This window comes from Xenorhabdus sp. PB62.4 (assembly GCF_014467285.1).
Classification (GTDB): Bacteria; Pseudomonadota; Gammaproteobacteria; order Enterobacterales; family Enterobacteriaceae; genus Xenorhabdus.
Map to the genome: position 1 here is coordinate 164,569 of NZ_NKHR01000001.1, position 25,004 is coordinate 189,572.

Annotated in this window: 29 protein-coding genes and 2 tRNA genes; 20 read left to right on the forward strand and 11 right to left on the reverse strand. The window is 44.6% G+C overall.

Annotated features, from left to right (window positions below; genetic code table 11):
• Positions 1 to 106 precede the first annotated feature (106 nt).
• The 4 genes from Xenpb_RS00685 to Xenpb_RS00700 all read left to right on the forward strand — a co-directional run bounded on the left by Xenpb_RS00685 (position 107) and on the right by Xenpb_RS00700 (position 3,309).
• On the forward strand, positions 107 to 637 hold the full coding sequence (locus Xenpb_RS00685; protein WP_187652638.1) for an FxsA family protein: 531 nt from the start codon (positions 107 to 109) through the stop codon (positions 635 to 637).
• 175 nt (positions 638 to 812) lie between these two features.
• Positions 813 to 1,106, forward strand: a complete 294-nt coding sequence (locus Xenpb_RS00690) for a co-chaperone GroES (RefSeq protein ID WP_010846340.1) — start codon at positions 813 to 815, stop codon at positions 1,104 to 1,106.
• A gap of 55 nt (positions 1,107 to 1,161) precedes the next feature.
• Complete coding sequence (gene groL, locus Xenpb_RS00695) at positions 1,162 to 2,808, forward strand: chaperonin GroEL (RefSeq protein WP_099115674.1); 1,647 nt, start codon at positions 1,162 to 1,164, stop codon at positions 2,806 to 2,808.
• 159 nt (positions 2,809 to 2,967) lie between these two features.
• On the forward strand, positions 2,968 to 3,309 hold the full coding sequence (locus Xenpb_RS00700; RefSeq protein ID WP_187652639.1) for a DUF4156 domain-containing protein: 342 nt from the start codon (positions 2,968 to 2,970) through the stop codon (positions 3,307 to 3,309).
• Between the two features lie 184 nt (positions 3,310 to 3,493).
• On the opposite strand, the gene epmB is transcribed toward Xenpb_RS00700, so the two are convergent.
• The gene (epmB, locus tag Xenpb_RS00705) at positions 3,494 to 4,522 is read right to left on the reverse strand and encodes an EF-P beta-lysylation protein EpmB (RefSeq protein WP_187652640.1); all 1,029 of its coding nucleotides are present in this window, start codon (positions 4,520 to 4,522) and stop codon (positions 3,494 to 3,496) included.
• Between the two features lie 40 nt (positions 4,523 to 4,562).
• Here epmB and efp point away from each other — a divergent pair, with 40 nt between their 5' ends.
• Together efp and sugE are read left to right on the forward strand one after the other, a co-directional pair.
• Complete coding sequence (efp, locus tag Xenpb_RS00710) at positions 4,563 to 5,129, forward strand: elongation factor P (protein WP_099115677.1); 567 nt, start codon at positions 4,563 to 4,565, stop codon at positions 5,127 to 5,129.
• 204 nt (positions 5,130 to 5,333) lie between these two features.
• On the forward strand, positions 5,334 to 5,648 hold the full coding sequence (sugE, locus tag Xenpb_RS00715; RefSeq protein WP_187652641.1) for a quaternary ammonium compound efflux SMR transporter SugE: 315 nt from the start codon (positions 5,334 to 5,336) through the stop codon (positions 5,646 to 5,648).
• 76 nt (positions 5,649 to 5,724) lie between these two features.
• Here sugE and Xenpb_RS00720 read toward each other — a convergent pair whose 3' ends face one another.
• A complete protein-coding gene (locus Xenpb_RS00720) occupies positions 5,725 to 5,937 on the reverse strand; it encodes a helix-turn-helix transcriptional regulator (protein ID WP_047963844.1) in 213 nt (70 codons plus the stop codon).
• 149 nt (positions 5,938 to 6,086) lie between these two features.
• Between Xenpb_RS00720 and Xenpb_RS00725 the strand changes: the two genes are divergently transcribed.
• The 3 genes from Xenpb_RS00725 to Xenpb_RS19810 all read left to right on the forward strand — a co-directional run bounded on the left by Xenpb_RS00725 (position 6,087) and on the right by Xenpb_RS19810 (position 6,929).
• Entirely contained in the window at positions 6,087 to 6,326 is a 240-nt protein-coding gene (locus tag Xenpb_RS00725; RefSeq protein WP_099115057.1) for a helix-turn-helix domain-containing protein, read from the forward strand.
• 240 nt (positions 6,327 to 6,566) lie between these two features.
• Positions 6,567 to 6,692: a hypothetical protein gene (locus Xenpb_RS19805; protein WP_255522981.1), complete on the forward strand. Its 126-nt coding sequence runs from the start codon at positions 6,567 to 6,569 to the stop codon at positions 6,690 to 6,692.
• 3 nt (positions 6,693 to 6,695) lie between these two features.
• Positions 6,696 to 6,929, forward strand: a complete 234-nt coding sequence (locus Xenpb_RS19810) for a TSUP family transporter (protein WP_368666791.1) — start codon at positions 6,696 to 6,698, stop codon at positions 6,927 to 6,929.
• 104 nt (positions 6,930 to 7,033) lie between these two features.
• Here Xenpb_RS19810 and Xenpb_RS00735 read toward each other — a convergent pair whose 3' ends face one another.
• Positions 7,034 to 7,984 carry a nucleoside hydrolase gene (locus tag Xenpb_RS00735; RefSeq protein ID WP_187652642.1) on the reverse strand — a complete coding sequence of 317 codons (951 nt, stop codon included), beginning with the start codon at positions 7,982 to 7,984 and terminating at the stop codon, positions 7,034 to 7,036.
• Positions 7,985 to 8,434: 450 nt separating this feature from the next.
• Here Xenpb_RS00735 and Xenpb_RS00740 point away from each other — a divergent pair, with 450 nt between their 5' ends.
• The 4 genes from Xenpb_RS00740 (at position 8,435) to phoA (ending at position 13,369) form a co-directional block, all read left to right on the forward strand.
• Complete coding sequence (locus tag Xenpb_RS00740) at positions 8,435 to 9,739, forward strand: FAD-binding oxidoreductase (RefSeq protein WP_187652643.1); 1,305 nt, start codon at positions 8,435 to 8,437, stop codon at positions 9,737 to 9,739.
• A 65-nt stretch (positions 9,740 to 9,804) separates the two neighbouring features.
• Positions 9,805 to 10,185 (forward strand): cupin domain-containing protein, encoded by a 381-nt coding sequence (locus tag Xenpb_RS00745; protein ID WP_187652644.1) that lies wholly within the window; start codon positions 9,805 to 9,807, stop codon positions 10,183 to 10,185.
• A 15-nt stretch (positions 10,186 to 10,200) separates the two neighbouring features.
• Positions 10,201 to 11,694, forward strand: a complete 1,494-nt coding sequence (locus tag Xenpb_RS00750) for an aldehyde dehydrogenase family protein (RefSeq protein WP_187652838.1) — start codon at positions 10,201 to 10,203, stop codon at positions 11,692 to 11,694.
• Positions 11,695 to 11,932: 238 nt separating this feature from the next.
• Positions 11,933 to 13,369: an alkaline phosphatase gene (phoA, locus tag Xenpb_RS00755; protein WP_187652645.1), complete on the forward strand. Its 1,437-nt coding sequence runs from the start codon at positions 11,933 to 11,935 to the stop codon at positions 13,367 to 13,369.
• A gap of 125 nt (positions 13,370 to 13,494) precedes the next feature.
• On the opposite strand, the gene Xenpb_RS00760 is transcribed toward phoA, so the two are convergent.
• From Xenpb_RS00760 to rsmC, 3 genes are all read right to left on the reverse strand, one after another.
• Positions 13,495 to 13,581 (reverse strand) — tRNA-Leu (locus Xenpb_RS00760).
• Positions 13,582 to 13,627: 46 nt separating this feature from the next.
• Positions 13,628 to 13,714, reverse strand: a tRNA-Leu gene (locus Xenpb_RS00765).
• Positions 13,715 to 13,901: 187 nt separating this feature from the next.
• Positions 13,902 to 14,915, reverse strand: coding sequence for a 16S rRNA (guanine(1207)-N(2))-methyltransferase RsmC (rsmC, locus tag Xenpb_RS00770; protein ID WP_187652646.1), 1,014 nt, complete (start codon positions 14,913 to 14,915; stop codon positions 13,902 to 13,904).
• A 142-nt stretch (positions 14,916 to 15,057) separates the two neighbouring features.
• On the opposite strand from rsmC, the gene Xenpb_RS00775 reads away from it, so the two are divergent.
• The 3 genes from Xenpb_RS00775 to Xenpb_RS00785 all read left to right on the forward strand — a co-directional run bounded on the left by Xenpb_RS00775 (position 15,058) and on the right by Xenpb_RS00785 (position 16,587).
• On the forward strand, positions 15,058 to 15,468 hold the full coding sequence (locus tag Xenpb_RS00775) for a DNA polymerase III subunit psi (RefSeq protein WP_187652647.1): 411 nt from the start codon (positions 15,058 to 15,060) through the stop codon (positions 15,466 to 15,468).
• On the forward strand, positions 15,437 to 15,892 hold the full coding sequence (rimI, locus tag Xenpb_RS00780; RefSeq protein WP_187652648.1) for a ribosomal protein S18-alanine N-acetyltransferase: 456 nt from the start codon (positions 15,437 to 15,439) through the stop codon (positions 15,890 to 15,892). The genes Xenpb_RS00775 and rimI overlap by 32 nt, the downstream gene beginning before the upstream one ends.
• A gap of 200 nt (positions 15,893 to 16,092) precedes the next feature.
• Positions 16,093 to 16,587 carry a TIGR00645 family protein gene (locus Xenpb_RS00785; RefSeq protein ID WP_187652649.1) on the forward strand — a complete coding sequence of 165 codons (495 nt, stop codon included), beginning with the start codon at positions 16,093 to 16,095 and terminating at the stop codon, positions 16,585 to 16,587.
• 58 nt (positions 16,588 to 16,645) lie between these two features.
• On the opposite strand, the gene Xenpb_RS00790 is transcribed toward Xenpb_RS00785, so the two are convergent.
• The 5 genes from Xenpb_RS00790 to Xenpb_RS00810 form a co-directional block, all read right to left on the reverse strand.
• Positions 16,646 to 17,131, reverse strand: coding sequence for a tellurium resistance protein TerW (locus tag Xenpb_RS00790; protein ID WP_187652650.1), 486 nt, complete (start codon positions 17,129 to 17,131; stop codon positions 16,646 to 16,648).
• 139 nt (positions 17,132 to 17,270) lie between these two features.
• The gene (locus tag Xenpb_RS00795; protein WP_187652651.1) at positions 17,271 to 18,209 is read right to left on the reverse strand and encodes an HpcH/HpaI aldolase/citrate lyase family protein; all 939 of its coding nucleotides are present in this window, start codon (positions 18,207 to 18,209) and stop codon (positions 17,271 to 17,273) included.
• Entirely contained in the window at positions 18,209 to 19,288 is a 1,080-nt protein-coding gene (locus tag Xenpb_RS00800; RefSeq protein WP_187652652.1) for a cysteine protease StiP family protein, read from the reverse strand. Before Xenpb_RS00800 ends, Xenpb_RS00795 begins: the two co-directional genes overlap by 1 nt.
• Entirely contained in the window at positions 19,285 to 20,073 is a 789-nt protein-coding gene (locus tag Xenpb_RS00805; RefSeq protein ID WP_187652653.1) for a hypothetical protein, read from the reverse strand. The genes Xenpb_RS00800 and Xenpb_RS00805 overlap by 4 nt, the downstream gene beginning before the upstream one ends.
• Positions 20,066 to 21,235 carry a phosphoribosyltransferase domain-containing protein gene (locus Xenpb_RS00810; RefSeq protein ID WP_187652654.1) on the reverse strand — a complete coding sequence of 390 codons (1,170 nt, stop codon included), beginning with the start codon at positions 21,233 to 21,235 and terminating at the stop codon, positions 20,066 to 20,068. The genes Xenpb_RS00805 and Xenpb_RS00810 overlap by 8 nt, the downstream gene beginning before the upstream one ends.
• A gap of 444 nt (positions 21,236 to 21,679) precedes the next feature.
• Here Xenpb_RS00810 and Xenpb_RS00815 point away from each other — a divergent pair, with 444 nt between their 5' ends.
• From Xenpb_RS00815 to Xenpb_RS00830, 4 genes are all read left to right on the forward strand, one after another.
• Complete coding sequence (locus Xenpb_RS00815) at positions 21,680 to 22,264, forward strand: TerD family protein (protein WP_187652655.1); 585 nt, start codon at positions 21,680 to 21,682, stop codon at positions 22,262 to 22,264.
• Positions 22,264 to 23,421: a TerD family protein gene (locus Xenpb_RS00820; RefSeq protein WP_187652656.1), complete on the forward strand. Its 1,158-nt coding sequence runs from the start codon at positions 22,264 to 22,266 to the stop codon at positions 23,419 to 23,421. The genes Xenpb_RS00815 and Xenpb_RS00820 overlap by 1 nt, the downstream gene beginning before the upstream one ends.
• Before the next feature lie 65 nt (positions 23,422 to 23,486).
• Positions 23,487 to 23,942, forward strand: coding sequence for a tellurite resistance TerB family protein (locus Xenpb_RS00825; protein ID WP_187652657.1), 456 nt, complete (start codon positions 23,487 to 23,489; stop codon positions 23,940 to 23,942).
• Positions 23,943 to 23,969: 27 nt separating this feature from the next.
• Positions 23,970 to 24,998, forward strand: coding sequence for a TerC/Alx family metal homeostasis membrane protein (locus tag Xenpb_RS00830; protein ID WP_187652658.1), 1,029 nt, complete (start codon positions 23,970 to 23,972; stop codon positions 24,996 to 24,998).
• Positions 24,999 to 25,004 lie beyond the last annotated feature (6 nt).

A 25,004-nucleotide genomic window follows, 5' to 3' on the forward strand; every position in this document is an offset into this window, starting at 1 on the left:
GTGTGTATTTGGCGCAATATGAATGATAAATATTGCGATGAGCGATATTTACTGCGATGAACAATAAATAATGTGAACGACAAATAAATAATGAAAGGAGAACCACGTGCGCTGGCTCCCACTTATTCTTATATGCCTGCTGGTTTACATCGAGTCTGTCCTGTTTGTCCGGATTGCCTCTGAAGTCGGGGTTTTGCTGACTCTGCTGCTGGTTATTCTTACTTCTTGTCTTGGTGTATCTCTTGTACGTAATCAGGGCATTAAGAATTTCATGTCCATGCAGCAAAAAATTGCGGCGGGTGAAAGCCCTGCCGAAGAAGCCATCAAAAGTGTTTCTTTGGTCATTGCGGGCTTTTTACTGATTGTGCCCGGTTTTTTCACTGATTTTCTCGGGTTGCTGTTGCTGCTGCCTCCTGTACAGAAACTTCTGACGGCAAAGCTATTGCCCCATATCAATTTTTACCGCCCCAATGCCTTTTATGGTTCGAATAATCATAGCTCGAGCCACCAGAACGGGCAGACCTTTGAGGGAGAGTATGAGCGTAGGCAAGATGACGCTTCCTACACATTGGGCGATCAGAAACCAGATGATCAAAAAAATCATGATGAATCTGGCAGTGAACATAATAAAAAATAATGGTGTCTGCTTAGATTGAAATTTCAATGGGTAATAAAAAAGTAAAATATTTTTTGGCGACACCCTTGAAGTACCGATCTTAAGCCCCAACTTGTAGCTTCATGGTACTGGTTCTGTTGGGTTCTGGTATCAATCCTCTTACCTGATATGGACTTTATTTATAGGAGATCTATCAATGAAAATTCGTCCATTACACGACCGCGTTATCGTCAAGCGTACAGAAGTTGAATCAAAATCCGCTGGCGGGATTGTTCTGACTGGTTCTGCTGCGGGCAAATCCACCCGTGGAGAAATTTTGGCAGTTGGCAATGGTCGCATCCTTGAAAACGGGGAAGTGAAAGCGCTGGATGTAAAAGTGGGTGATACCGTCATTTTTAATGAAGGTTACGGCGTTAAAACAGAGAAGATCGATAATGAAGAAGTATTGATCATGTCTGAAAGCGACATTCTGGCAATTGTTGAAGCGTAATTTAATCTCTTGCGCTTAGATCTTCTTAATTGAACGAATTTAAAGGAAAGACACAATGGCAGCTAAAGACGTAAAATTTGGTAATGATGCTCGTAGCAAAATGTTACGCGGTGTGAATGTACTGGCTGACGCAGTTAAAGTTACTCTGGGTCCTAAAGGCCGTAACGTAGTTTTGGATAAATCTTTCGGTGCACCGGTTATCACTAAAGACGGTGTATCTGTAGCACGTGAAATCGAATTGGAAGACAAATTCGAGAACATGGGTGCGCAGATGGTTAAAGAAGTTGCTTCTAAAGCCAATGATGCGGCAGGCGATGGTACTACTACTGCAACAGTACTGGCTCAAGCTATTGTCACCGAAGGTCTGAAAGCTGTTGCTGCTGGCATGAACCCAATGGATCTGAAACGTGGTATCGACAAAGCAGTTATTTCTGCCGTTGAGGAGCTGAAAAAACTGTCCGTACCTTGCTCTGATTCCACTGCTATTGCTCAGGTTGGTACAATCTCTGCAAACTCCGACGAAACTGTAGGTAAACTGATCGCTGAAGCGATGGACAAAGTCGGTAAAGAAGGTGTAATCACCGTTGAAGAAGGTACTGGTCTGGAAGACGAACTGGATGTTGTTGAAGGTATGCAGTTCGACCGCGGTTACCTGTCTCCTTATTTCATCAACAAACCAGAATCAGGTGCTGTTGAACTGGAAAACCCATACATCCTGTTGGTTGACAAAAAAATCTCCAACATCCGTGAACTGTTGCCAGTTCTGGAAGGCGTAGCCAAGGCAAGCAAGCCTCTGGTTATCATCGCTGAAGATGTTGAAGGTGAAGCGTTGGCAACGCTGGTTGTTAACAACATGCGTGGTATTGTGAAAGTTGCTGCGGTTAAAGCACCAGGCTTCGGTGATCGCCGTAAAGCGATGCTGCAAGATATCGCAACTCTGACTAACGGTACTGTTATCTCTGAAGAGATCGGTCTGGAGCTGGAAAAAGCGACTCTGGAAGATCTGGGTCAGGCAAAACGTATTGTTATCAACAAAGACACTACTACTATCATTGATGGCGTAGGTGAGGAAGGTGCAATTGCTGCACGTGTTACTCAAATCCGCCAGCAAATCGAAGAATCCACTTCTGACTATGACCGTGAAAAACTGCAAGAGCGCGTAGCTAAACTGGCAGGCGGTGTTGCTGTCATCAAAGTGGGTGCAGCGACTGAAGTTGAAATGAAAGAAAAACGCGCTCGCGTTGACGATGCTCTGCACGCAACTCGCGCGGCTGTAGAAGAAGGTGTTGTTGCTGGTGGTGGTGTTGCTCTGGTTCGTGTTGCTGGCGCTATCGCTGGTCTGACTGGTGACAACGAAGATCAGAACGTGGGTATCCGTGTTGCAATGCGTGCCATGGAAGCGCCAATGCGTCAGATCGTAGACAACGCAGGTGAAGAACCTTCTGTTGTTGTGAACAACGTGAAAGCAGGTAAAGACAACTACGGTTATAACGCTGCAACTGAACAGTACGGCGACATGATCGAAATGGGTATCTTGGATCCAACTAAAGTAACCCGTTCTGCACTGCAATTCGCAGCTTCTATCGCTGGCCTGATGATCACCACCGAAGCGATGGTGACTGAACTGCCTAAAGATGACAAAGCTGACTTAGGTGCAGCCGGCGGCATGGGTGGCATGGGTGGAATGGGCGGCATGATGTAATGCTGTTCATCCTGATGATGGAATTGCCCATCCGTTAGGACAAAACTTTGAAGGCGAGCAGGAAAAACTTGCTCGCCTTTTTATTTTTTTGTCTTAATTGAAAACAAAAGGGTATATTTATCATCATGGTAGAAATTCCTATAACCAATGAGGGAAGTTATGCGAATTAAAATTTTGCTTGGTGCGTCAGTGTTATTATTGGCAGGATGTACAACGAATCATCAGTTAACCTCCGCTGGTGCTAATGTGCAATTTGTGGAGATTCAACCGGGCAGTGAATGCCAGCGGTTAGGCGAAATTACCGGTACACAAAGCAACTGGCTCAATGGTGTTAGCGGCGAGAGCAGCTCTATGCGCAGTGCAGCCAATGATTTACGCAATAAAGCGGCTGAAATTGGTGGAAACGTCATCTATGGCGTAAACAGTCCATCAGAGAATTTGCTGGGTAGCTTTGTACCCCTTGATAGCAAAATGGTTGGTCAGGTCTATAAGTGCCCTTAGGTATTAATGGCAGAAAAATAAAACAGATAGCCCCGTAGATGAGGTGGTGTTGTCTATCCGATGTGGATGTAAAAATCGATGGGGTTAGTGAGAAATAAGTTTGGGCAATGCTCAGAAAAAACGTTTCGGAATAGCGAGAATGACATATACGTTTGGTTTCTGGCGCTGCCCATTCTGGAAAAAATTAATTTTGTTTTAACTCTAAATCCAGTGGTGTCTTGCTTGGTTCTCCCCCAATTTCCCTTGTCAGACAAGGCACTAAATAACCGGATACCTTTGACAATAATTCCCGCATGATGGCTTTCGCTTCTCCATCACTCACAAGAAAATGGGCAGCGCCTTGAACTTTATCCAGAACGTGGATGTAGTAAGGCAAAATACCTGCATCAAATAACGCATTACTTAAATCAGCCAGAGTATCTGCGTTATCATTGACATCACGCAGCATCACACTTTGATTTAACAGAGTCACACCAGCTTGTTTTAGCCTCATCATACTTTCCCGGAAGGCATCATCAATTTCATTGGCATGGTTGATATGGGTGACCATGATCACTTGCAAATGGGCCTGTGCTAAGCGATTACACAGTGAAAGCGTGATTCTGTCAGGGATAACAACTGGCAAGCGCGTGTGGATCCGCAGCCGCTTAATATGTGGGATAGATTCGATGTGACTGATTAACCAATCCAGCTCATGATCTTTTGCCATCAGAGGATCACCACCGGAAAAGATAATTTCATCAAGCTCAGGGTGTTGAGCGATATAATCCAGAGCAAGTTGCCAATTGTTTTTATTGCCCTTGTTATCTTCATAAGGGAAATGGCGGCGGAAGCAATAACGACAATTTACCGCACATCCCCCTTTGACCAATAATAAGGCGCGATTGTGGTACTTATGCAATAAGCCGGGTACAACACTGCATTGTTCATCTAATGGATCGGTGGAGAAACCAGAAGGCGTAGCAAACTCTTCCCGGGAAGTCAGGACTTGCAATAACAGAGGATCGCGGGGATCGCCCTTTTTCATTCGTGCTACAAACGCTCTTGGCACACGCAGGGGAAATAAACGCTTCGCCTCATTACCTTCTTTCAATATGGCATGCGTGTTTAAAGACAATAGTTGCAACAATTCATTCGGATCAGTAATAACATCCGCAAGTTGTTTTAGCCAGACTTCTCTGACAGGGTGAATATGGGTTATAATGTGTGCCATTTTTTGGCTAAGCCATTTTGTTAAAAATTAGAGGATCTCCATGGCTACTTATAGTACCAATGAATTCCGTTCAGGTCTTAAAATCATGTTAGATGGCGAGCCGTGCGCTATTCTTGACAGCGAATTTGTTAAACCAGGTAAAGGACAGGCATTTGCCCGTGTCCGTCTTCGTAAATTGATTTCTGGTAAACTGCTGGAAAAAACTTTTAAATCAACAGATTCTGTTGAAAGCGCAGATGTCATGGATGCCAACCTGACTTATTTGTACAACGACGGTGAATTCTGGCATTTCATGAACAACGAGACTTTCGAGCAATTAGCTGCGGATGAGAAAGCTGTTGGTGACAATGCAAAATGGCTGATCGATCAGGCAGAATGTATTCTGACTCTGTGGAATGGCCGTCCTATCGCTGTAACTCCACCAAACTTCGTTGAACTGGAAGTGGTGGAAACCGATCCAGGTCTGAAAGGCGATACCGCTGGTACTGGTGGTAAACCAGCAACCCTGAGCACGGGTGCTGTGGTAAAAGTGCCTCTGTTTGTGCAGATCGGTGAAGTCATTAAAGTTGATACCCGTTCTAACGAATACGTTTCTCGCGTTAAATAATCGAGTCCGTTATTCTAAAAAAACCGCAACCTCTTCGTCCAGAGGTTGCGGTTTTTTGTTATCAGCCGTTCGTCGCTATTATTGCAGCAGTCAGATCGGGTAGCTATAATTCAGCTTCATTTCTTATCGTTATTCGGGACGACTCGGATAAACGTCATCTCATTGGGGACGACCCCACTTGTCATCATATAAAAAGGGAAAAACATGTCTTGGTTGATCCTTCTTATTGCGGGTTTGTTAGAAGTGGTGTGGGCGGTAGGCCTGAAATATACGCATGGTTTTTCACGTTTGATTCCGAGCCTAATTACGATCAGTGCGATGATTGTTAGTATGGGGCTACTGGCCTATGCCATGAAAAATCTGCCAGCAGGAACCGCATATGCAGTATGGACAGGCATTGGTGCAGTGGGAACGGCAATTTTTGGCATTATGATACTGGGAGAATCAGCGAATTTTGCCAGAATTTTGAGCCTTGGCTTGATCGTTGTGGGTATTGTCGGTTTAAAGCTAGCGAGTTGATGTTTTATAAATAGATCGATTTGTAAATGGATCGGCTTATAAATGAACCCAGCACTGCGCTGGGTTCTATTTTTGATTATTTTCTTTCATAGCGCGAAGGCCATATTTCTTCTGGCGTGCGCTCCAATGCTGTCGCGATAAGACGTTCGCCTTTCGGCCAATGTCGTTGTAGGGCGTTGGCAAGGGTTGATGATGCAAGCCCTGCCTCTCGTGATACTTCTGATAATGTTGTCCCGCGTTTTTTCAATTCAGCAATGATATCAGCGGAATGCCAGTCTTTTTTTTCCATCCTTAAGATCTCCAGTTAGCTATCGTTTTTTCAATTAAAAAGTAAGTTATTAAACAGTAGACTATAAGTCACACATCATAGCATAACTCAAATTGAATAGTGACTCATAGTCCGTGGTCGGATAAGTAACACGAATCGATACTTATCGGATGAAAACATCGAACAACATCAGATCCCTTTTTGGGCAAAGAATTAGATATCTCAGAAAAGAAGCAGGGATGTCGCAGGAGGCTTTTGCCGATAAATGTGGATTGGATCGAACTTATGTCAGCGGCATTGAACGCGGCGTCAGAAATCCTACCTTAGAAATTATTTATGTGATTGCCAATGGATTACAAATTGAACTGACTGATCTGTTTGATTTTAAAACAATGTTTCCGCCTCATTAGGGCTAATTACCAATATCACTTCTCTGCAATAAAAAACGTCATTCTTTCTTCTCCTTCATCATTTAATTTATTGACTACGACCTGAATGATGAAGGCGATCCTCAATTTTAATCATGATCGTTTGTTTGTTACTTATATTCTTTTTTTGAATATGATATGTGTTTTTGTCATATTATGCAGGGAGCGTTTGGTAACATTTGATGAATGAATTTTAATTAAATTCCTATTGGAAACGAGATAATGTCATTGATCCCTGAACTTGCAATCGGAGCGGCTGTTGGTTTGGTTATCAGCACTACTGGCGTTGGTGGTGGAGTTGTCGTGCTGCCATTGTTGCTGCGTTACGGGCGGGTGAATATAAAATAAGCAATTGGTGTCTCCCTTTTCGTCACAATGATATTATCTGGTTCATCTGCTTTTGCTTTCGCATATGGCGATCATACAAACTGGAAACTGGCACTGGTGTTATTTGTTGGTTCCCTGTTGTCTATCCCTTTAGCTAAATATCTGATGAAACAGATGCCTGACAAGGTATTTCAATATGCCACCCTGTTTTTGATCTTATGCAGTGCTGTGCTGATGGGGATAAGACTTGTTGAATAGAATTTCCTTTAACCACTGAATCAAGGGACCACCTCAATGGTCAAAGGATATATTCGCATGATTATTAAGCTGGCCCTTCCCGAACAAACTTATGACTTTTAAGTTCAATAGGTTGTTTCGCCAATGTTTTTCAACGCATCGATCACTAATTGCCAAAATTTATCTTGATCCAATTTGACGGCAACTTGTGTATGACAATCTTCAGGCGGTGGAAAACGGAAATCTGCGACTGTCATGCCTGTTGTTAAAGCTCCGGTTAGCTCAATATTAACGGGGACTTTTTGGGTTGTTATGACAGTAGGGTCGATCACATAGGCTACCGCACAAGGATCGTGTACCGGAGGATAGCCAAATCCTTGGCTCTCACGATACCTGTCCCCATAAAATTGGAGTGCATCCAAAACGAATTGAGCAGAATGCGTTTTAATCTGGGCAATCTTCTCAATCACTTCAGGCGTCGCTTGAGCCTGATGAGTGAGATCTAAACCCACCATTGTCAGGGGCCATTTTTCATTAAAAACAATGTGTGCAGCTTCCGGATCGATCAAAATATTAAATTCAGCAACAGCGCTTCTGTTACCTTTGTGGTAACCACCTCCCATCAATACCACTTCCTTTACACGTTCGACAATCTGCGGGGCTTTGCGTGCAGCCATGGCGATATTCGTCAGACCGGCAGTAGGAACCAGAGTGACGCTTTTAGGCGGATTTTCCATAATCACATCAATGATTAAATCTACTGCATGACGGGAATCCAACCTCATTGCTGGTTCAGGCAGAATAGGGCCATCCAGACCTGTCTCGCCATGAATATCCGGTGCTGTTTTGATCTCCCGGACGAGTGGTCGGTGGCATCCTGCTGCGAAAGGAATATTGCGAATATTGGCAATTCGGGCAACGCACAGCGCATTATGGGTTACTTTATTCAGAGTCTGGTTGCCAACCACGGTCGTTACAGCCAATAGTTCAATGTTTGGATTTCCGTGAGCAAGCAAGAGAGCAATAGCGTCATCATGCCCGGGATCGCAATCAAGGATAATTTTCTTGGGTAGCATTTTGGTTCCTTTTAGTGATTATGCCTTTCATCTTTCAGGCGGCTGTTTTGGTTACAACTCGAAACTTATTAGGCACACATGCAAATATCTTTTTTAGAATAATTCAGTATTAAAAAAATTCCTCTTCCATTTATCACAAAATGAAAACATAAAATCCCTCATTTTTTAATGAATATTTTAATAATTGTGATTTGATTAACATGAAAACAACAAACAATTTGAGCATTTTAAGTACATGTGATTCATATACACCTTGAGATGAAATTCACTGTCAGCGATTTGATACACAACTATTAACTTATTAATATTTTTACCGATGCTTTTGTTAATTTTTTGTGAATACACCTAAATAATTAATGTTCAATAAATATGATAAATCTCCCTGAAAAAACAGGATAGCAATGTAACTGGATGTATATCATCAGGGGATAGATGCACACGGGGTATAGCATGAATAATAAACTTGATTCATTAACATACTATGCGGCAACTAAGAAATATGATCTCCGTTTTCCAATGCTGACAGAAGATTTGGATGTTGATGTCGTTATCATTGGCGGGGGATTCTCTGGTATCAATACGGCATTAGAACTTGCTGAAAAAGGGATCACCAATATTGCTATTTTGGAAGGCCGGACTCTGGGATTTGGGGGGACCGGTCGTAATGGCGGGCAAGTGATGACAGGTATCGGTCATGACTTGGATAAGATCAAACGCCATGTTGGTGAGAAAGGCCTGGAAACAATATTCAAAATCAGCAGCCTGGGAGCGGGCATTATTCGTGACCGGATTGCCAAATATGATATTAAGGCAGATTTTTGTCGGGGTTATGCTTATCTTGGTTGGAATTCACGGCATGATAAAACCCTGCGGGGCTGGCTGGAAGGCTTCCGTGCCGCTTCTCCTGATGAGGAAATCGAGCTTTATACAGGATCTGATGTCAAAAAAGTCATTGGATCAGAGCGCTATACCAGTGCATTGAAACATATGGGTGGCGGTCATGTTCATTCACTCAACTTGCTTTTAGGCGAAGCGAAGGCTGTCTCCGAATACGGTGTTAAGATTTTTGAAAATAGTCAGGTCTTGAATGTCGAATATGGCCCACGGGTTACGGTGCGTACAGCAACCGGCTCAGTTCGTGCCAGCAAGATGTTGTGGGCATGTAATGGCTTCTTGGATGAGGAGCTTGAACCCACTATCTACAGAAAAACGATCAATACGTATGCTTTCCAATTGATGACAGAAGAACTGCCCGAAGATTTGATTGAACGAATAAGCCCGATTCGCGGTGCATACAGCGATATCAGCCCCGTCATTGATTATTACCGTGTCACTAAAGAAAACCGTCTGCTATATGGTAGTGCGACACAGTTTTTTGAATATATGCCTTCCGATTTAAAAGCATGGAACCGCCATATCATGCTGAAAACCTTCCCTTACCTGAAAGACGTGAAAATAGAATTGGCATGGGGCGGGCCATTATGTTGCAGTGTTAATTTGTTCCCGCAAATTGGTTCCCTGCCTAAGCATAAAAATGTGTTCTATGTTCAGGGGTACTCAGGCTTTGGTGTAACCCCAAGCCATATTATTTGCAAAATTCTTGCTGAAGGAATGAGCGAAGGCTCCGATCGTTATTCACTATTGAGCTCTATTCCACATCTTGATGTTATTGGGAAAGACAGCTTTAGGAATGTATTGCTCTCTGGCGGCAAAATTTGGCACCAAACTTCGGGTTATTGGAAAGGACGTTGTTAGTCGGATTTCTGTTTAGCATTTTTCCCACGATTTTTTTGAACGGTAACTGTTAAAAGGTAAAAGTCATGATCAAGCCATTATTATTAGATAAAGCCCTTCCTGAATTAATGCCCATTGGCAGTGTCACTAATCTTGGTTCTGTTGTGGTAGAGGGAGATCCGCAGGTGAGTGCAGCCATGATCTATGGAGCACCATCGGATAATCTGACTTGCGGTATTTTTGCCTGTACCAAAGGCAAATTTAAAATGGTCTACCCCTTTGATGAAATGGCAACAGTGCATGAAGGCTCAATAAAACTGACGGATGCCAAAACTGGGGTTACGGTTGAATATCATGAAGGTGACTCGTGGTTTGCGGCAAAAGGGACTGAAGTACTGTGGGAAATCACCAGCGAACGTTTCGTCAAACATTACATGGCCTGCATAAACGGACAAGTGTCTGGCTAGACTGAGGAAGAGATGATGAGTGAAATTAATTTGCTGGAGTCTGTTACCGCTTTTCTGCGACGTTCTCACGGTCATTATATTCATGGAGTCTCTATTCTTGGTCAGGAAAATGAAACTTTCTCTGTCGTTAACCCTGCGACGGGTGAAACGATAGCTATAGTCAATCAAGGAGGAGAAACCGAAGTTAATCAGGCAATGCAGGCGGCATCAACCGCCTTTCACGGTGTATGGGCAGAAACTTCACCTATGGAACGAGGGAATTGCCTGAATCGGCTGGCTGATTTATTGCTGAAAAATAGTGAAGAACTGGCACAACTGGAAAGCTTATGTTCAGGCAAACCCATCCAGTTATCCCGCATGCTGGATGTGGGGGCATCTGCCGATTATTTACGCTATTTTGCCGGATGGTCGAGCAAAATCAGCGGAGAAACACTGGATGTTTCATTGCCCTCATTGAAAGGAGAGAAATATACTGCGTTTACCCGCCGTGAACCGATAGGCGTAGTGGTTGGTCTTATTCCGTGGAATTTCTCCATCATGATTGCTATCTGGAAATTAGGGGCCGCGCTGACCAGTGGTTGTACCGTTGTGCTGAAACCCAGTGAATATACCCCCTTGACCATGCTGCGTGTCGCTGAACTGGCGAAAGAAGCCGGAATTCCTGATGGTGTGATTAACATCGTCAATGGGTCTGGGGCGGGTGTTGGGACGCACCTGCTCACCCATCCTCTGTGTGCCAAGGTCACTTTTACGGGTTCAGTACCTACAGGAAAGCTCATTGGCAAATCTGTCATGGAACATGGGCTGTTCCGTGCAACGCTGGAGTTAGGCGGTAAAAATGCTGCTGCTTTCCTGTCGGATATGCCTGTTGAGAAGATTGTTGACGGGGTTTTGGAAGCTGGTTATATGAATCAGGGGCAAATCTGTGCGGCTGCGGAACGTTTTTATATTCCTTCTGTTCATATGGATGCGGTTTTGAAATTACTTTCTGAGCGCTTGTCTGCGATGAAAATTGGCTCTCCCCTTGATGAAACGACGGAAATGGGGCCTTTGGCAAATAAAGAGCATTATGAAAAAATTCTGTCTTTGTTTGAGAAAGCGCGTCAGGAGGGGAGTGAAATCGTATATGGCGGCCATGCGCTGGAAAGGGCGGGATTTTTTGTCGCTCCTACAATCATTAGAGCCAATAGTGCTGAAGACACGCTAATGAAAGAGGAGACATTCGGGCCAATTGGTACTTTCCTCAGCTATAACGATGAGGAAGAGCTGATTGCCATGATGAATGCGACGCCGTTTGGCTTATCTGCCAGTTTATGGACTAACGATTTAAGCAAAGCGATGCGTATGACATCTCGCGTTGAAGCGGGAATACTATGGATCAACATGCACACGTTCCTCGATCCTGCTGTTCCATTTGGTGGCGTGAAATCCTCTGGGATGGGGCGTGAATTTGGCAGTGCATTCATTGAACACTATACGGAATTGAAGTCGGTCATCATGCGCTATTAATTTATATTGATAGGGCGCCATCCGGCCTTTGGCTGCTGTGGCGCTTTTTATCTTTCAGCAAACCCTCCTGTCATCAGAATGTCGTCATAGGTTCAAATAGCTGTCATATAACATATCTATTATCCGGGCAACTCAACATGATGATTTTTCATCTTTTACCCAATGGATTTTAAGGTAAGCCAGCAAGGCTACACTTGAAAGACGGCGGGTATATTTATCTGACTGCAAGGAAAAACCTATGTCGCGTAATTATGAAAAAAAGCTGCTTGCTGCTGCCATTACTGTATTGATGTCAGGAGCTGCTATGCCTGCATGGGCAGCTAGCAATTCAAATCACATTATGGCGCAACAGCGCGCAGCGCAAGGTAATATGACTGCATTTGGTGGTGCCCGCCGTTTGACTCAAGATCAAACTGAGGCACTTAAGGCGGCCCTGAGTAACAACAAAGCGAAGAATGTGATTTTGTTTATCGGCGATGGCATGGGGGACTCTGAGATTACCATTGCGCGTAATTATGCAGAAGGCGCTGGTGGATTCTTTAAAGGGATCGACGCTTTGCCATTTACCGGACAATATACTCACTACTCGCTGGATAAGAAAACACAAAAACCCAACTATGTAACAGATTCAGCGGCGTCTGCTACCGCCTGGACAACAGGAGTGAAAACCTATAACGGGGCATTAGGCATTGATGTTTTTGGTAACGCTCACTTATCCCTTTTGGAATTAGCCAAAAAGAACGGTAAAGCAACGGGAAATGTGACGACGTCTGAAATTCAGGATGCAACTCCAGCGGCCCTGTATGCACATATCACAAACCGTAAATGCTATGGCCCAGAAGAAACATCAAAAAAATGTCCCACTGATGCGTTAGAAAATGGCGGTAAAGGCTCCATCACTGAGCAATTACTGGCAGCACGCGCTGATGTAACTTTGGGGGGCGGGGCGAAATCATTTACCCAACAATCAGTATCCGGCATCAATAAAGGAAAAACATTACAACAACAGGCATTGAGTCAGGGATATCAATGGGTAACCGATGCTCAGTCGTTAGCTGCCGTCAAAGAAGCCAATCAACAAAAGCCCTTGTTAGGTTTGTTCCATGACGGAAATATGGATGTCGCTTGGGCAGGACCAAAGGCGGTTTATCACGGTAATATCAATGAAAAGCCTGTGAAGTGCGACGTAAATTCTAAATTAGATTCTAACGCCCCGACTTTGCAACAAATGACAGAAAAAGCGATTGATTTACTGAAAGAAAATAAAAATGGCTTTTTCCTGCAAGTCGAAAGCGCTTCGATTGATAAACAGGATCATAATGCCAATCCTTGTGCGCAAATTGGTGAAACTGTCGCTTTAGATAAGGCGGTACAAGTGGGGCTTAAATTTGCGAAAGAACAGGGTGATACGTTAGTGATTGTGACTGCTGATCATGCGCATTCCAGCCAGATCATTGAGCCTGGTGCAAAATCGCCGGGTTTGACGCGTTCATTGATTACTAAAGACGGGGCTGTCATGACAGTAAACTACGGGAATTCGGAAGGAGATAGCCAGGAACATACAGGGGCACAGTTACGGGTTGCTGCTTATGGCCCACATGCTGCCAATGTTGTTGGACTAACCGATCAGACGGATCTCTATTTTACCTTACGTGATGCGATGGACTTGAAATAATTGTTATTACCGTTATGTTGGGATATTTTTGAAACAACTTATTGTTTGATAAGAGATTTGAACAATAAGGGCAGGGGCATAAAACAGAAAAGCAAAGAAAGATAAAGAGAAGGAAAATGGAACAGTGGTGCGAAGGGGGGGACTTGAACCCCCACGTCCGTAAGGACACTAACACCTGAAGCTAGCGCGTCTACCAATTCCGCCACCCTCGCAGGTACTGCCATTTATCCCATTTGTTTAACCGATAGTCATCTGATTTGGTGCGAAGGGGGGGACTTGAACCCCCACGTCCGTAAGAACACTAACACCTGAAGCTAGCGCGTCTACCAATTCCGCCACCCTCGCATATTCAGACACTATTACTTAAACGAATAGCATGGAGGCGCATTCTAGAGATTTTATGGCTGGCGTCAATCATTATTTAGTGGAAAAAAGAGTGATTGGTGTAAAAAACAGCATATTGATGTTTTGGTGAAATTGCCTGCTCGTTAAGCTGGAGCAGGCAAAACGGGGAGCGAGTTTAAAGCTTAAGCTACTTCTTTGTTGCTTGATACACTTTGAATTTGCCTGTTTGTGCAAGAACTTCATGTTTGCCAAAGGCACTATCTAACAGCGCAGGATAAGGTAAGAAAGCGTTTGCAACGATCCGCAACTTACCTCCCGGTTTCAGATAGTTTGGTGCCATACGGATCATATCGTCAGCCGCTGCCAAATTAGTTTTCAAGCCATCATGGAATGGTGGATTAGAAATGATCCAGTCGAATTTTTCTTCAATGGCAGAATATACATTGCTGGTGACGACATTGCCTTCCAACTTATTGGCTTTCAGCGTTGCTTTACTGGATGTGATTGCGGCAGCATTGACATCACTTAATGTCAACGCCAAATCAGGGTTTTTCTTACCCAGTACGGTTGCCAGTACGCCTGAGCCACAGGCCATATCCAACAGACTACCGGAGATGGGAGCATCAAAAGTCGAAAGCAGCAGACGACTGCCTACATCCAGATCATCCTGGCTAAACACGCCGGGCAGTGTATTAACAATGACATCGCCCACTTGATAGCTGTTCCACCAGTTATTTTGATCAAACTGAACCTGATTTTTCAATTGACCATAAAACAGACTGCAACGGCGGGCAGTATCAATTTTATGGAAAGGAGCTATACCTTCCATCAACTTATCAACGCTACGCACGCCACTGCGGTTTTCCCCCACAATGAAAATATCAGTGTTGGGAGACAGAACGGAAAACAGATTACGTAGCTGAAAACGTGCTTCATGCTTGCTTTTTGGCCAGTAATAAATCAGCGTATCACACTCTTTGATAAATGTGCTGTCTGCCACAAGGCCAAAGTAAGCATTGTCACCGAGTTGACGAATCAGGGATTGCCAATGATGATACTGATTAGTATGCACCCGTACACTTGCAGCTTCGATTTCCGTTGCAAGATTGTCCTGAAGATCACCGGCAAAAAGCAGATGATGGGAGCGGAATTGCTCATGATGGCGCAGGATAACTTCGCTGGCCGGGGTTAATGCTGACATCTATGAATAGCTCCTTATAAATCTTTTATCCAAGTATAAATATCAGTGGGCAGTATTGGAATGCCGTGTTAGTTGGCGCAGAGATAAGCCCTCTGATAATATATTACCCGTTATTTTTTTATGGCAGATGGAATAAAACACGATGACGAAGCGTGACAGATTACTCTCCCAGTTGGGGATCACTCAATGGGTTTTGCGTAGCCCGATGGCCTTGCAAGGTGAATTATCTGTCCTCATCCCTGATTCAACCCGTCTATTGATCATTACCCATGATCATATTGACTTAAGTCATTCATTATTTGCTGATATTTTTACAGCCATGGGGATTGATGCCTCATCGGTATATTGCATCACGACAAAAGATGTTGAGCTACTTTCGGAATCAATCCACTGCCCATACTGGCTGTTGGGGGTTGATATTACCCTATCAATACAAGGGATTTCTTTGAGAAGCCCGGCATTAAATGACTTATCTCTTGATGGGAATGCAAAACGCTCTCTTTGGCAACAAATTTACCATTATGAAGAATATTTCTCTATTAACTCCCGTTGATCTTTCCACAGCATTTCAAATAGAACAGGCCAGCCACGCATTTCCTTGGAGTGAAAAAACGTTTTACTCCAATCAGGGAGAGCGTTATCTCAACTATAAAATAACGTTGAATGACCAGATTATCGGTTTTGCGATAACGCAATATGTGATGGATGAAGCCACGCTATTTAATATCGCCATTGATCCTGAATATCAATCAAGGGGATATGGCAGGGCATTGTTGAACCATCTCATCGATAGATTGCCTGAAAAACAGATAAATACCCTATGGCTTGAGGTACGGCGTTCCAATCAATCCGCTATCCGGTTATATGAAGATCTGGGTTTCAATGAGGTTTCCATCCGTAAGAATTATTACCCGACTGCGACGGGAAAGGAAGATGCCATTATTATGGCGTTGCCATTGTTTGGTGGATTCTCATAAAGGTGGTATTCGTTCGTAGCAGGGCACTGGCTCTATGATTAGTTATGCACCCAGTAAGCGCTTTTGCATCGCCATCAATATCTTTATGAACCGCGATAAAAGCTTATCTATGCCTGGATGAAGGTCTGACTGATAACTATTTCATAGCTTTCACACTCTTGATCTATACTATCGCCCCTTTTGTAACATATAAAAACACCATGGAACGCTTTCTCGAAAACACTATGTATGCCTCGCGCTGGCTGCTTGCACCGGTCTATTTCGGTTTATCATTAGCGCTATTTGCTCTTGCGATTAAATTCTTTCTGGAAATCACGCACATCCTGCCGAATATATTTTCGCTTGCAGAGTCAGACCTGATCCTGACACTGCTTTCTCTGATTGATATGGCCTTAGTGGGTGGGTTATTGGTGATGGTGATGTTTTCAGGTTATGAAAATTTTGTCTCAAGCCTGGATATTCACGAAAGTAAAGAGAAGCTGAGCTGGTTAGGGAAAATGGACGCAACCTCACTCAAAAATAAAGTTGCAGCCTCAATTGTCGCTATTTCCTCCATTCACCTGCTGCGTATCTTTATGGATGCCAAAAATGTACCGGACAATAAACTAATGTGGTATGTCATTATCCACCTTACCTTCGTTTTGTCCGCCTTTGTGATGGGATATCTTGATAAACTCACACGCCACAACCACTAAGCAACCCATCGAGCCAATCATCCTCCCCCTGATGCCAGTTGAATTCAACCGGCTGGCATTACGGGACTCGTCGTTTTGGTAATTCGCTGTGCAGGGTTTCTTTCATGAGCGTCTCAATGCACCTGTCTACAACCATTTCAACCACTTCACTTCTGGTCGTTTCAAGCCGATTAGCCAGACCATCAATTTTTCTGATAACGGACATTCTCAAAGAGAGAGAAATAGGCTTTTTCTTCTCTTTATCAAGGAAAACATGACTGGTGGACTCTTCGGCTTTCAGGCTGAGATGCTGAGCAAGCAGCTCTTCGATCCTTTTCACGTCTTTCTTGGTCAACGCTCCACTATCAACTAATTGATAAGTATTCCCCATTTTGCTAAAACGAATATCAGCACAGTAAAGATCCCTCAATTCCCGCAATGCACGTGTTAGTGTCGGCTCAGAACAACTGAGCTCGCTAATGATCCTAACCTTACTAACCGGTTTGCCATGTGAAAGTAATAAAGTTAACTTGAAATTTCTAAATTGTTTGGGACTGAGCAGCATCTTTTTAATTACCAAGTCAGGGATAACAAAACCCCCTACTGTTAACCACGGGAATAAATTTCAGCATAGCTTCTATCACAGGTAAATCAATAATAAAACAGATTAAAAACCTTAATCCTCTTTTCTCTGGTTTCAGTCTTTATGCTGTCTCAGGCCCGATACCGTAATATTCAGCCCGCTCAAGAATATTGACCGCCCACCGTTGATGAGTAGCAGGTTCACACATCACCCCCTGAGATTTAAAGACAGCTTGGTTTGAGGTGAGAATATTCAATGCGTCAGCATAATCGTGGGAACTGACTCTCATCGCCCGCTGAATACATTCAATCTGTTTTGGATGTATGGCTGTTTTTCCCACTAAACCGTGGGCAATATCCAATGCCAACTCTTTCTCAAGGAGTTCCAAATCATCAATGTGCTCACAAACCGGGGCTGTCAGAGCAAACTTCCGCGCCGCAAAAACGGCAACCAGCATTTTAATGACATATCCCATTGGCCCGTCATACAGTGTGAAATCACGGGAACGTCGTAAGGACATCACATTCATCAGATCGTTGCCACCAATACGCAGGGCAATGATGCGTTCTTTGCAAGGATGATTTTTAAGCGTGTCAGCAAGCTGATTCATTTTCTGGATATCAAAGACTTCTTCAGTCTCCAGTGTCGGCATAATGCAAAGATGCGTTGAACGAATAATATCCCACCAATCGGGCAACGAAGCATGGGTAAATTTGGGCAAGACCAGCCCATCAATGATATTGAGGTTAATGCTGGCGATCAGGTGCTTCGCCATTGTCTTGTTACGCGGACGGATAAAAATCAGAGGGCGATGTTGTTTCTTGTCGGAAAAAAAGGCACCGGAAGAAGCCATATCAGATCCTGCCAATGTTTGCAGAACATGGCTGAGGTTCTCAATAGCCGCAGGGATATCCTGCTCACTGACTGCATCTTCCAGACAAATTACCAGAGAGCGCAACCCAGTGATTTTATTTTGTAACACAATTTCTGCAATATTCTGACGAGTGGCAGGCATATACAGCGTCGCGCCAAGTTGGTATGGAGAAGGGATCAATTTCATTACGCAACCTTTTTAATAATAGTAACGGCGCGATACTGACCTATCAGATCACCAACTTCCGTAATAACAACATCTTTCTGGCGTGCCAGATGAACCAATAACGCAACATCAGGATCATTCCGGGAACGTACAAGTACATGTTCTGGTACGCGCCGCAATACTGCGCGGGTTGCTTCAGCAATGCCGGGTTTGATGCGATTGATGCTGTCAATCTGGTATTTTTCAGCAAGGTCAACAATCACCGCTTTGCTCAATTGCAATAAAGGCGTTTTTTCCTGCGGAAGCCAAACAGCCTCTGGTATCGCATCTAAATCCAATTGATCACAGTAATCAGCCACAGTGTCCACCAGCAAGCGACTGCAATCAAACTCTGTCAGGTGATCACACTGCACACAGCCGTGCACTCCCCCTTCACGCCAAATAGAACGTGATATCAGCCCCGATACCGGTGCTCCCATAATGCCGAAAGGTATCAACCAATCATCGTCACTTGCCGCCAACCACGAACAACCACAGGGATCAGCCAGTACCACCAAGCGAGGCATTCCCGAATAACCAACCCGCCCTGCCAATGATCGCGTCAGTTCTGCGGTAATCGCTCCTTTGCCAGTCCAACCATCGACAAACACCAAACCATCCGTGCCATGTTGTTGTTCAATATACGATAGTGCCGTGCTGTCAATGCCACGATCCCGAATGATACTGATACCATAATGATAAGAACGCTTACCCATTTTCCTGAGTGCCTGATGCAGCATTACCCCCAAAGGGACACCAGCCCTGACCAGGCTGACCAACACAATCGGCGTATCCCCAAAGCGCGATACCAGTGCCTTAGCAAGCATCACCACTTCTGTTGCCAGCCGAACGGCACCCTGTTCGAGTGCTTTATCAAACAGCTCAAGGTGATAAGGGGTTGGCTCCGGTTCCTGACTCAACATATCCGAATAATGGCGCGCACCAGATTGAATCAACTGTTCCTTAACATCGACAGGTGTCATCTCCATTTGGATTGGTTTTAGCAAAAATTGAACATCATCAGAGGCATAACTTCCAGAAAAAGGAGGAAAGTTATTCATTTATTTACAGCTCCAAATAAAGCAGTCATTAATGTATCGGCAAATTGGCTTTGCCGGGGCATACCAAACCAATCGCACATGTGCATGAAACGGTAGTCGCTCAGACTATCTCCTAAGCCAATGACCGGAAAAACCCCTCTCTCAGCACGAAGTCTTTGCAAAAGGTGACGAGTTGCCAGTCCCTTGTCAACACACTTTGGCAGCAAAGTAAGATTGTTATTGTTTTGGTGTATATAAAAGTGTTGGTGGAAATAAAAATGGTTTTCTTTAACCAGGGTTTCAGCCAGCAGATTAAGCTGATTTAACCTGCCATGATCCCGATGTTTAATGATCAGGAAAACAGGTACATCACCATATTCATAATCAAGGCGTGCCCACGCATCCATACCATAAGACGCAATCAGGTGATGACTCAAACGCTCCAACGCCTGCAATTTCTCCCGATATGACATTAACTCCCGCAACATATGTGATTGCCAATGCTCATCAACGACACCTTCTGGGGTGAGAAGCACTGCCCCATGAGAGGCAATGCACCAGGAATTAAAAGGGATCTGTACGCGGCTGAGCTGTTCTGTATTTCTGGCTGTGACGGGAATACATTCTGCATGAGCCAACAGCCAATCAACCAGCATGGATTGTTCTTCCGTCATATAGCTGTGAGGAGAACTTTTTCGATCCAAAGCCCCCACGCGAAAAGTTGAGCTAGCCGACGCACTCTTTATCTTCCGGCGTGACTGAAATAGCGTGTCATCAAGATCGGTCAGCAAGACAGGTTTAATCATAACCAACAATCTCTACAACCGGAGCAATATGGGCAAGCTGTGCCATCAGCGCCTGATCAACCGACGTTCTCGGCGTTTCGAGGCAGAGCAAGATACGATCAAACTTCTGATGAGCGACATTGTAAAGAAAATTCGGGATACCAAGCCCGTAATTATCAGTGAAAGCCATCACAGACTGAATAGCATGACCGCAGGAAATAGGAGAGCGGGTTGTTGAGCCAAACTTGACTGATGCTCCTTCTTGCTCAAGTCGTTCAGCCAGCAGGAACGGCTGCCAGACAAATTCGCTGGAACCCAATACCAACACTTTCTCACCTGCCCTGACATGAATATCGGCACCAATCTCACATTGGCTTTCATCTGATCCCAGACGTCCCCAATTCTGGCGACCGATAATGCCGATTTCTCCCCGGGCGGTAACATTGACTTGAGGCATAACCGGAACCGGAGCGGCTATATCTGCATCCCATTGCCAATGCCCTTCAATCAGGGACACCGTAGAAACCGGTAATGGACTGCGTTGTACAACTGCTTTCCCACTCCAGTCTGTCAACGTTACCGTGACAATATGTTCAATATGCTTAAGCCCTGCCTCACGCAACGCCGCCAATAAATTGAGAAAAGTGTTGCCAGTCGTTGCTTCATCATCAATCAAGACCAAAGTACGTGCAGCTATCACCCGTTGACGTAACCGGCTTTCTGCTGGCCAATAAATCAGATGATCCGTTGCATGACTGTGGTTTTCCTTAAACTCACACAACAAATCACCATCAACAGGATGGCGTGTCGAAGTCAGAAACACGGGGGCATCCACCTTGCTTTTTGTTTCCTGAAACACACCGGCAGCAAGCCCGACCGCCGTTTCCGCCATGCCAATATACAAAACCGGGCCAGGAAGATTGACAGGGAACCGTTCAGACAACTGTCGATAGACCGAACGCATGGTAGATGGACTGACAGGAATATGCCGCCCCAATACCTTACTGACAAACAAAAATGCTCTTTTGGGATTACGGCGTTCAGCGATATCAAACAGTGTTTCCAGAGATGCAAAATCATGAGTTGCCGTTACCGTCAACGTCCCACTGTTCAACTTTTTTTGGTAAATCTGTTTTTGATAAACCTGTTCTTGATAAATACAGGTGTTACTTAATGCTGTCATGTAATGCCTTTTAAAAAAAATTTCAGATCACTTGGGATGGCTGATAAATGCGGTAACTATTTATCTCATAAATCAAATTATCTTTTCGTAAATCAAATTTCGTTGTTCTGACAGAAACAATTGTTAAATTGCCGACAGTCAACGTGGCTATGTGCAGCATCCTTTCTCAATTGGACGGAATATGCGTCGCAGTCTAGAGTTGATAATCACCACATGTCAATCATATTATGATTTTTTATTCCAAAATTTGTTTGACTTTTCCGCACGAAAAAGAAATGATAAAAAATGAAGCTAGATTGTTTTCTATCATGAAGTTAACAACCAGAAATACTGTTTATGGGAATCATAATATGACAGATATCGGCTATCTATTTTTCATATTATGATTTTTTAATGCGTGAAATTACCGTAATTCACCGACAAACAGATATAGAGGTGCCATTAATGGTTTCGTTAAGCAAAAACCAGTCAGTTTCGCTCACCAAACAGAGCGCTTCACTGGCTAAAGTGAATTTTGGTCTGGGATGGGATCCCGTAACCAAGAAAAAAGGCTTTCTGGCGAGTTTATTTGGCAGCAGTGATGAAATTGATCTGGATGCAAGCTGCATCCTGCTTGATAAATCCGGCAATGCCATCGATACCGTGTGGTTCGGTCAGCTAAAATCAAAATGCGGTTCTATCCTCCACACTGGTGACAACCTGACAGGTGAAGGTGATGGGGATGATGAAGTTATCTGTGTCGATTTGGTCAAGTTGCCTGCTAATGTCGAATATCTTGCTTTTACCGTTAACAGCTTCCGTGGCCAAAACTTCAATGATGTTGAAAATGCCTTCTGCCGTGTCATTGACCAAAACGGCAAAGAGCTGGCTCGCTATCAACTGAATGAGCAGGGCTCCCATACCGGCATTATCATCTCCTCCCTGCGCCGCAACGGCGGTCAATGGGATTTCACTGCACATGGTGTTCCCTGCGTTGGGCGTACCATTGATGCGATGTATCCGCAGATCGTTGAGACGGTGATAAGCTAATGAATCTGACGCCTGGGGGTAATGCCCCCGTTGCCAACCAAACACTCACCGTGCGGGTTTTGTCAGGTTCAGCCGTTGATGTCTCTGCTTTCCGTCTGTATTCCGATGGCAAAGTTAAAGGCGATCCCGATATGGTGTTCTACGGTCAGCCCGTCAATGATGACAACTCTATTCGTCTGGCGGGTGGCAACATCAATACCTCATTTTTCGTCAACTTGCCTGCATTAGGTCAGGATGTCCAGAAAGTGGCATTCACCGCAACCTGCGACGGCAACCAAACGATTTCCAGCCTGCGTAGCCTTACCATTCGGGTTGAACTGAACAGCAGCGTAATTTTACAGGGTGATGTTGAAATACAAGGGCGTCCAGAAGCTGCCCTGATTCTCGGTGAACTGTATCGTCGTAATGGTGAGTGGAAATTCCGCTTTATTGCCCAGGGCTTTAACGGCGGCCTCAAGCCTCTGGCGGAGCATTTTGGCGTGGATATCATTGATGATGGCGCACCAACTTCCACACCTGCATCCACAACACCCGCACCTACTAACGTTAATTTGAGCAAGGTTTCTCTGACCAAAGAAAAACCAGCTATCAGCCTGAGTAAACGCGATAACTTCGGTGAAATTCGCGTTAACCTGAACTGGAACCAAACTCCCTCTGCTTCAAAAGGCATACTGCAAGGTATGTTTGGTTCAAACAAAAACGTAGACCTTGATCTCGGTGCGTTTATCCGGCTGCAAAATGGATATAAAGACGTTGTACAGGCATTGGGGAATCGCTTTGGTGATTACCGCTATGAACCCTACGTAGAATTACAGGGCGATGATCGCACCGGTAATGTAGCTGGCGGTGAATGGCTTCATATCAATGGCCTTGAGTGGAAAAACATCAGCGAAGTTTTAATCTACGCCTTTATCTACGAAGGTGCGCCAAGCTGGGACAAAACCGACGGTGTTGTCACGATCTATGTCCCTGATCAACCGCCAATTGAAACGCGTATGACAGAAGGCTACAACCACAAAAACATGTGTGCCATTGCCCGCCTTGTCAACGAAAACGGCTCCATCAAAGTAGAACGTATCAATCAATACTTCAACGGGCATCAAGAGATGGACAGAGCGTTGGGATGGGGCTTTAGCTGGGAATCCGGCAGAAAATAATGCTTTGGATTTTTAAATAACACGATCACTTATTACATAAGAGTTTTATACAAATGGAGGGGCTTATGTCCTTTTTAAACAAAATCAAATCAGCGTTCAACGCAGGACGTGACGAACTGACTAACCAGGTTAGCCGCTTCAAGAACAGAAAATTCATGGAAGGCACGGTGGCAGTATGTGCGCACGTTGCAATGGCAAGCGACGGTGTCAGTGCAGAAGAAAAGCAAAAAATGATCGGGTTCATTAAAAACTCCCCCGAACTGAAAGTCTTCGATACCGCTGAAATTATCGAATTCTTTAACAAACTGGTCAGCAGCTATGAATTTGATGCTGACATTGGTAAAGGTGAAGCCATGAAATTCATTATAGCGCTGAAGCAACAACCGGAAGCGGCACAGCTTGCTTTACGTGTAGGGATCGCCGTCGCCAAAAGTGATGGTGACTTCGACAATAACGAAAAGAATGCTGCCCGTGAAATTTGCACAGCCCTTGGCTTTACACCGGCTGATTTCGAACTGTAATTACAGATAATTTAAGAGGCTTACTTCATGGTATCCACGCACATTGGTTTTCCGATGGAAACCGTTGCTGTATTTATTATTCTGTCGGTTGGTGCGCTCTTTATCGACCTCTTTATGCATCGTCATGATAAGCCGGTTTCGCTGCGCAGTGCCGCTCTTTGGTCTATTTTTTGGATCGCAATTGCATTTGTTTTCGCGGGATTCCTGTATGTGCATCACGGAGCAGAAACAGCCAGCCTGTTTGTGACCGGTTACGCACTGGAAAAAGTGCTTTCTGTCGATAACCTGTTTGTCATCATGGCGATTTTCTCCTGGTTCGCTGTTCCCGACCGCTATCGTCACCGTGTCCTGTATTGGGGAATTATTGGTGCCATCGTCTTCCGTGGTATTTTCGTTGCCATCGGAACGAGCCTGTTGGCACTTGGGCCGTGGGTTGAGATAGTGTTTGCTGTCATTGTGGGCTGGACAGCCGTTATGATGCTGAAAAGCGGCGATGATGATGATGAAATCGAAGACTATTCACAGCACCTTGCCTACCGTCTGGTGAAGCGTTTCTTCCCGATTTGGCCGAAACTGCGCGGTCATGCTTTTATGCTGAACCAGAAGGAAGTAGATGCGGAACTGGCTAAACCGGAAAATGCCGATGTGAAAATGGGCCGTACTGGTAAAGCAGCGCTTTATGCTACGCCATTGATGCTGTGTTTAGCAGTGGTTGAGCTGTCTGATGTCATGTTCGCCTTTGACTCTGTACCTGCGGTTATTGCAGTCAGCCGGGAACCTTTAATTGTGTACAGTGCCATGATGTTTGCTATCTTGGGTCTGCGGACGCTCTACTTTGTGCTTGAAGCATTGAAAAAGTATCTGGTGCATTTGGAAAAGGCAGTCATCGTTTTGCTGTTCTTCATCGCCATTAAATTGGGACTGAATGCCTCTGAGCACATTTTCCACCACGGTTATTCAATTTCGGCAACGACTAGCCTGCTTGTGGTAATCGGGGTACTGGCAGCCGGTATTCTTGCCAGCCTGCTATTCCCACAAAAAGAAAGCGCAAGCTAAATCCGG

Coding starts and splice junctions, on each gene's coding strand:
- Xenpb_RS00690 (WP_010846340.1), top strand. CDS start 813: ATGAAAATTCGTCCATTACACGACCGCGTTATCGTCAAGCGTACAGAA.
- groL (WP_099115674.1), top strand. CDS start 1,162: ATGGCAGCTAAAGACGTAAAATTTGGTAATGATGCTCGTAGCAAAATG.
- Xenpb_RS00700 (WP_187652639.1), top strand. CDS start 2,968: ATGCGAATTAAAATTTTGCTTGGTGCGTCAGTGTTATTATTGGCAGGA.
- epmB (WP_187652640.1), bottom strand. CDS start 4,522: ATGGCACACATTATAACCCATATTCACCCTGTCAGAGAAGTCTGGCTA.
- efp (WP_099115677.1), top strand. CDS start 4,563: ATGGCTACTTATAGTACCAATGAATTCCGTTCAGGTCTTAAAATCATG.
- sugE (WP_187652641.1), top strand. CDS start 5,334: ATGTCTTGGTTGATCCTTCTTATTGCGGGTTTGTTAGAAGTGGTGTGG.
- Xenpb_RS00720 (WP_047963844.1), bottom strand. CDS start 5,937: ATGGAAAAAAAAGACTGGCATTCCGCTGATATCATTGCTGAATTGAAA.
- Xenpb_RS00725 (WP_099115057.1), top strand. CDS start 6,087: ATGAAAACATCGAACAACATCAGATCCCTTTTTGGGCAAAGAATTAGA.
- Xenpb_RS19805 (WP_255522981.1), top strand. CDS start 6,567: ATGTCATTGATCCCTGAACTTGCAATCGGAGCGGCTGTTGGTTTGGTT.
- Xenpb_RS00735 (WP_187652642.1), bottom strand. CDS start 7,984: ATGCTACCCAAGAAAATTATCCTTGATTGCGATCCCGGGCATGATGAC.
- Xenpb_RS00740 (WP_187652643.1), top strand. CDS start 8,435: ATGAATAATAAACTTGATTCATTAACATACTATGCGGCAACTAAGAAA.
- Xenpb_RS00745 (WP_187652644.1), top strand. CDS start 9,805: ATGATCAAGCCATTATTATTAGATAAAGCCCTTCCTGAATTAATGCCC.
- Xenpb_RS00750 (WP_187652838.1), top strand. CDS start 10,201: ATGAGTGAAATTAATTTGCTGGAGTCTGTTACCGCTTTTCTGCGACGT.
- phoA (WP_187652645.1), top strand. CDS start 11,933: ATGTCGCGTAATTATGAAAAAAAGCTGCTTGCTGCTGCCATTACTGTA.
- rsmC (WP_187652646.1), bottom strand. CDS start 14,915: ATGTCAGCATTAACCCCGGCCAGCGAAGTTATCCTGCGCCATCATGAG.
- Xenpb_RS00775 (WP_187652647.1), top strand. CDS start 15,058: ATGACGAAGCGTGACAGATTACTCTCCCAGTTGGGGATCACTCAATGG.
- rimI (WP_187652648.1), top strand. CDS start 15,437: ATGAAGAATATTTCTCTATTAACTCCCGTTGATCTTTCCACAGCATTT.
- Xenpb_RS00785 (WP_187652649.1), top strand. CDS start 16,093: ATGGAACGCTTTCTCGAAAACACTATGTATGCCTCGCGCTGGCTGCTT.
- Xenpb_RS00790 (WP_187652650.1), bottom strand. CDS start 17,131: ATGCTGCTCAGTCCCAAACAATTTAGAAATTTCAAGTTAACTTTATTA.
- Xenpb_RS00795 (WP_187652651.1), bottom strand. CDS start 18,209: ATGAAATTGATCCCTTCTCCATACCAACTTGGCGCGACGCTGTATATG.
- Xenpb_RS00800 (WP_187652652.1), bottom strand. CDS start 19,288: ATGAATAACTTTCCTCCTTTTTCTGGAAGTTATGCCTCTGATGATGTT.
- Xenpb_RS00805 (WP_187652653.1), bottom strand. CDS start 20,073: ATGATTAAACCTGTCTTGCTGACCGATCTTGATGACACGCTATTTCAG.
- Xenpb_RS00810 (WP_187652654.1), bottom strand. CDS start 21,235: ATGACAGCATTAAGTAACACCTGTATTTATCAAGAACAGGTTTATCAA.
- Xenpb_RS00815 (WP_187652655.1), top strand. CDS start 21,680: ATGGTTTCGTTAAGCAAAAACCAGTCAGTTTCGCTCACCAAACAGAGC.
- Xenpb_RS00820 (WP_187652656.1), top strand. CDS start 22,264: ATGAATCTGACGCCTGGGGGTAATGCCCCCGTTGCCAACCAAACACTC.
- Xenpb_RS00825 (WP_187652657.1), top strand. CDS start 23,487: ATGTCCTTTTTAAACAAAATCAAATCAGCGTTCAACGCAGGACGTGAC.
- Xenpb_RS00830 (WP_187652658.1), top strand. CDS start 23,970: ATGGTATCCACGCACATTGGTTTTCCGATGGAAACCGTTGCTGTATTT.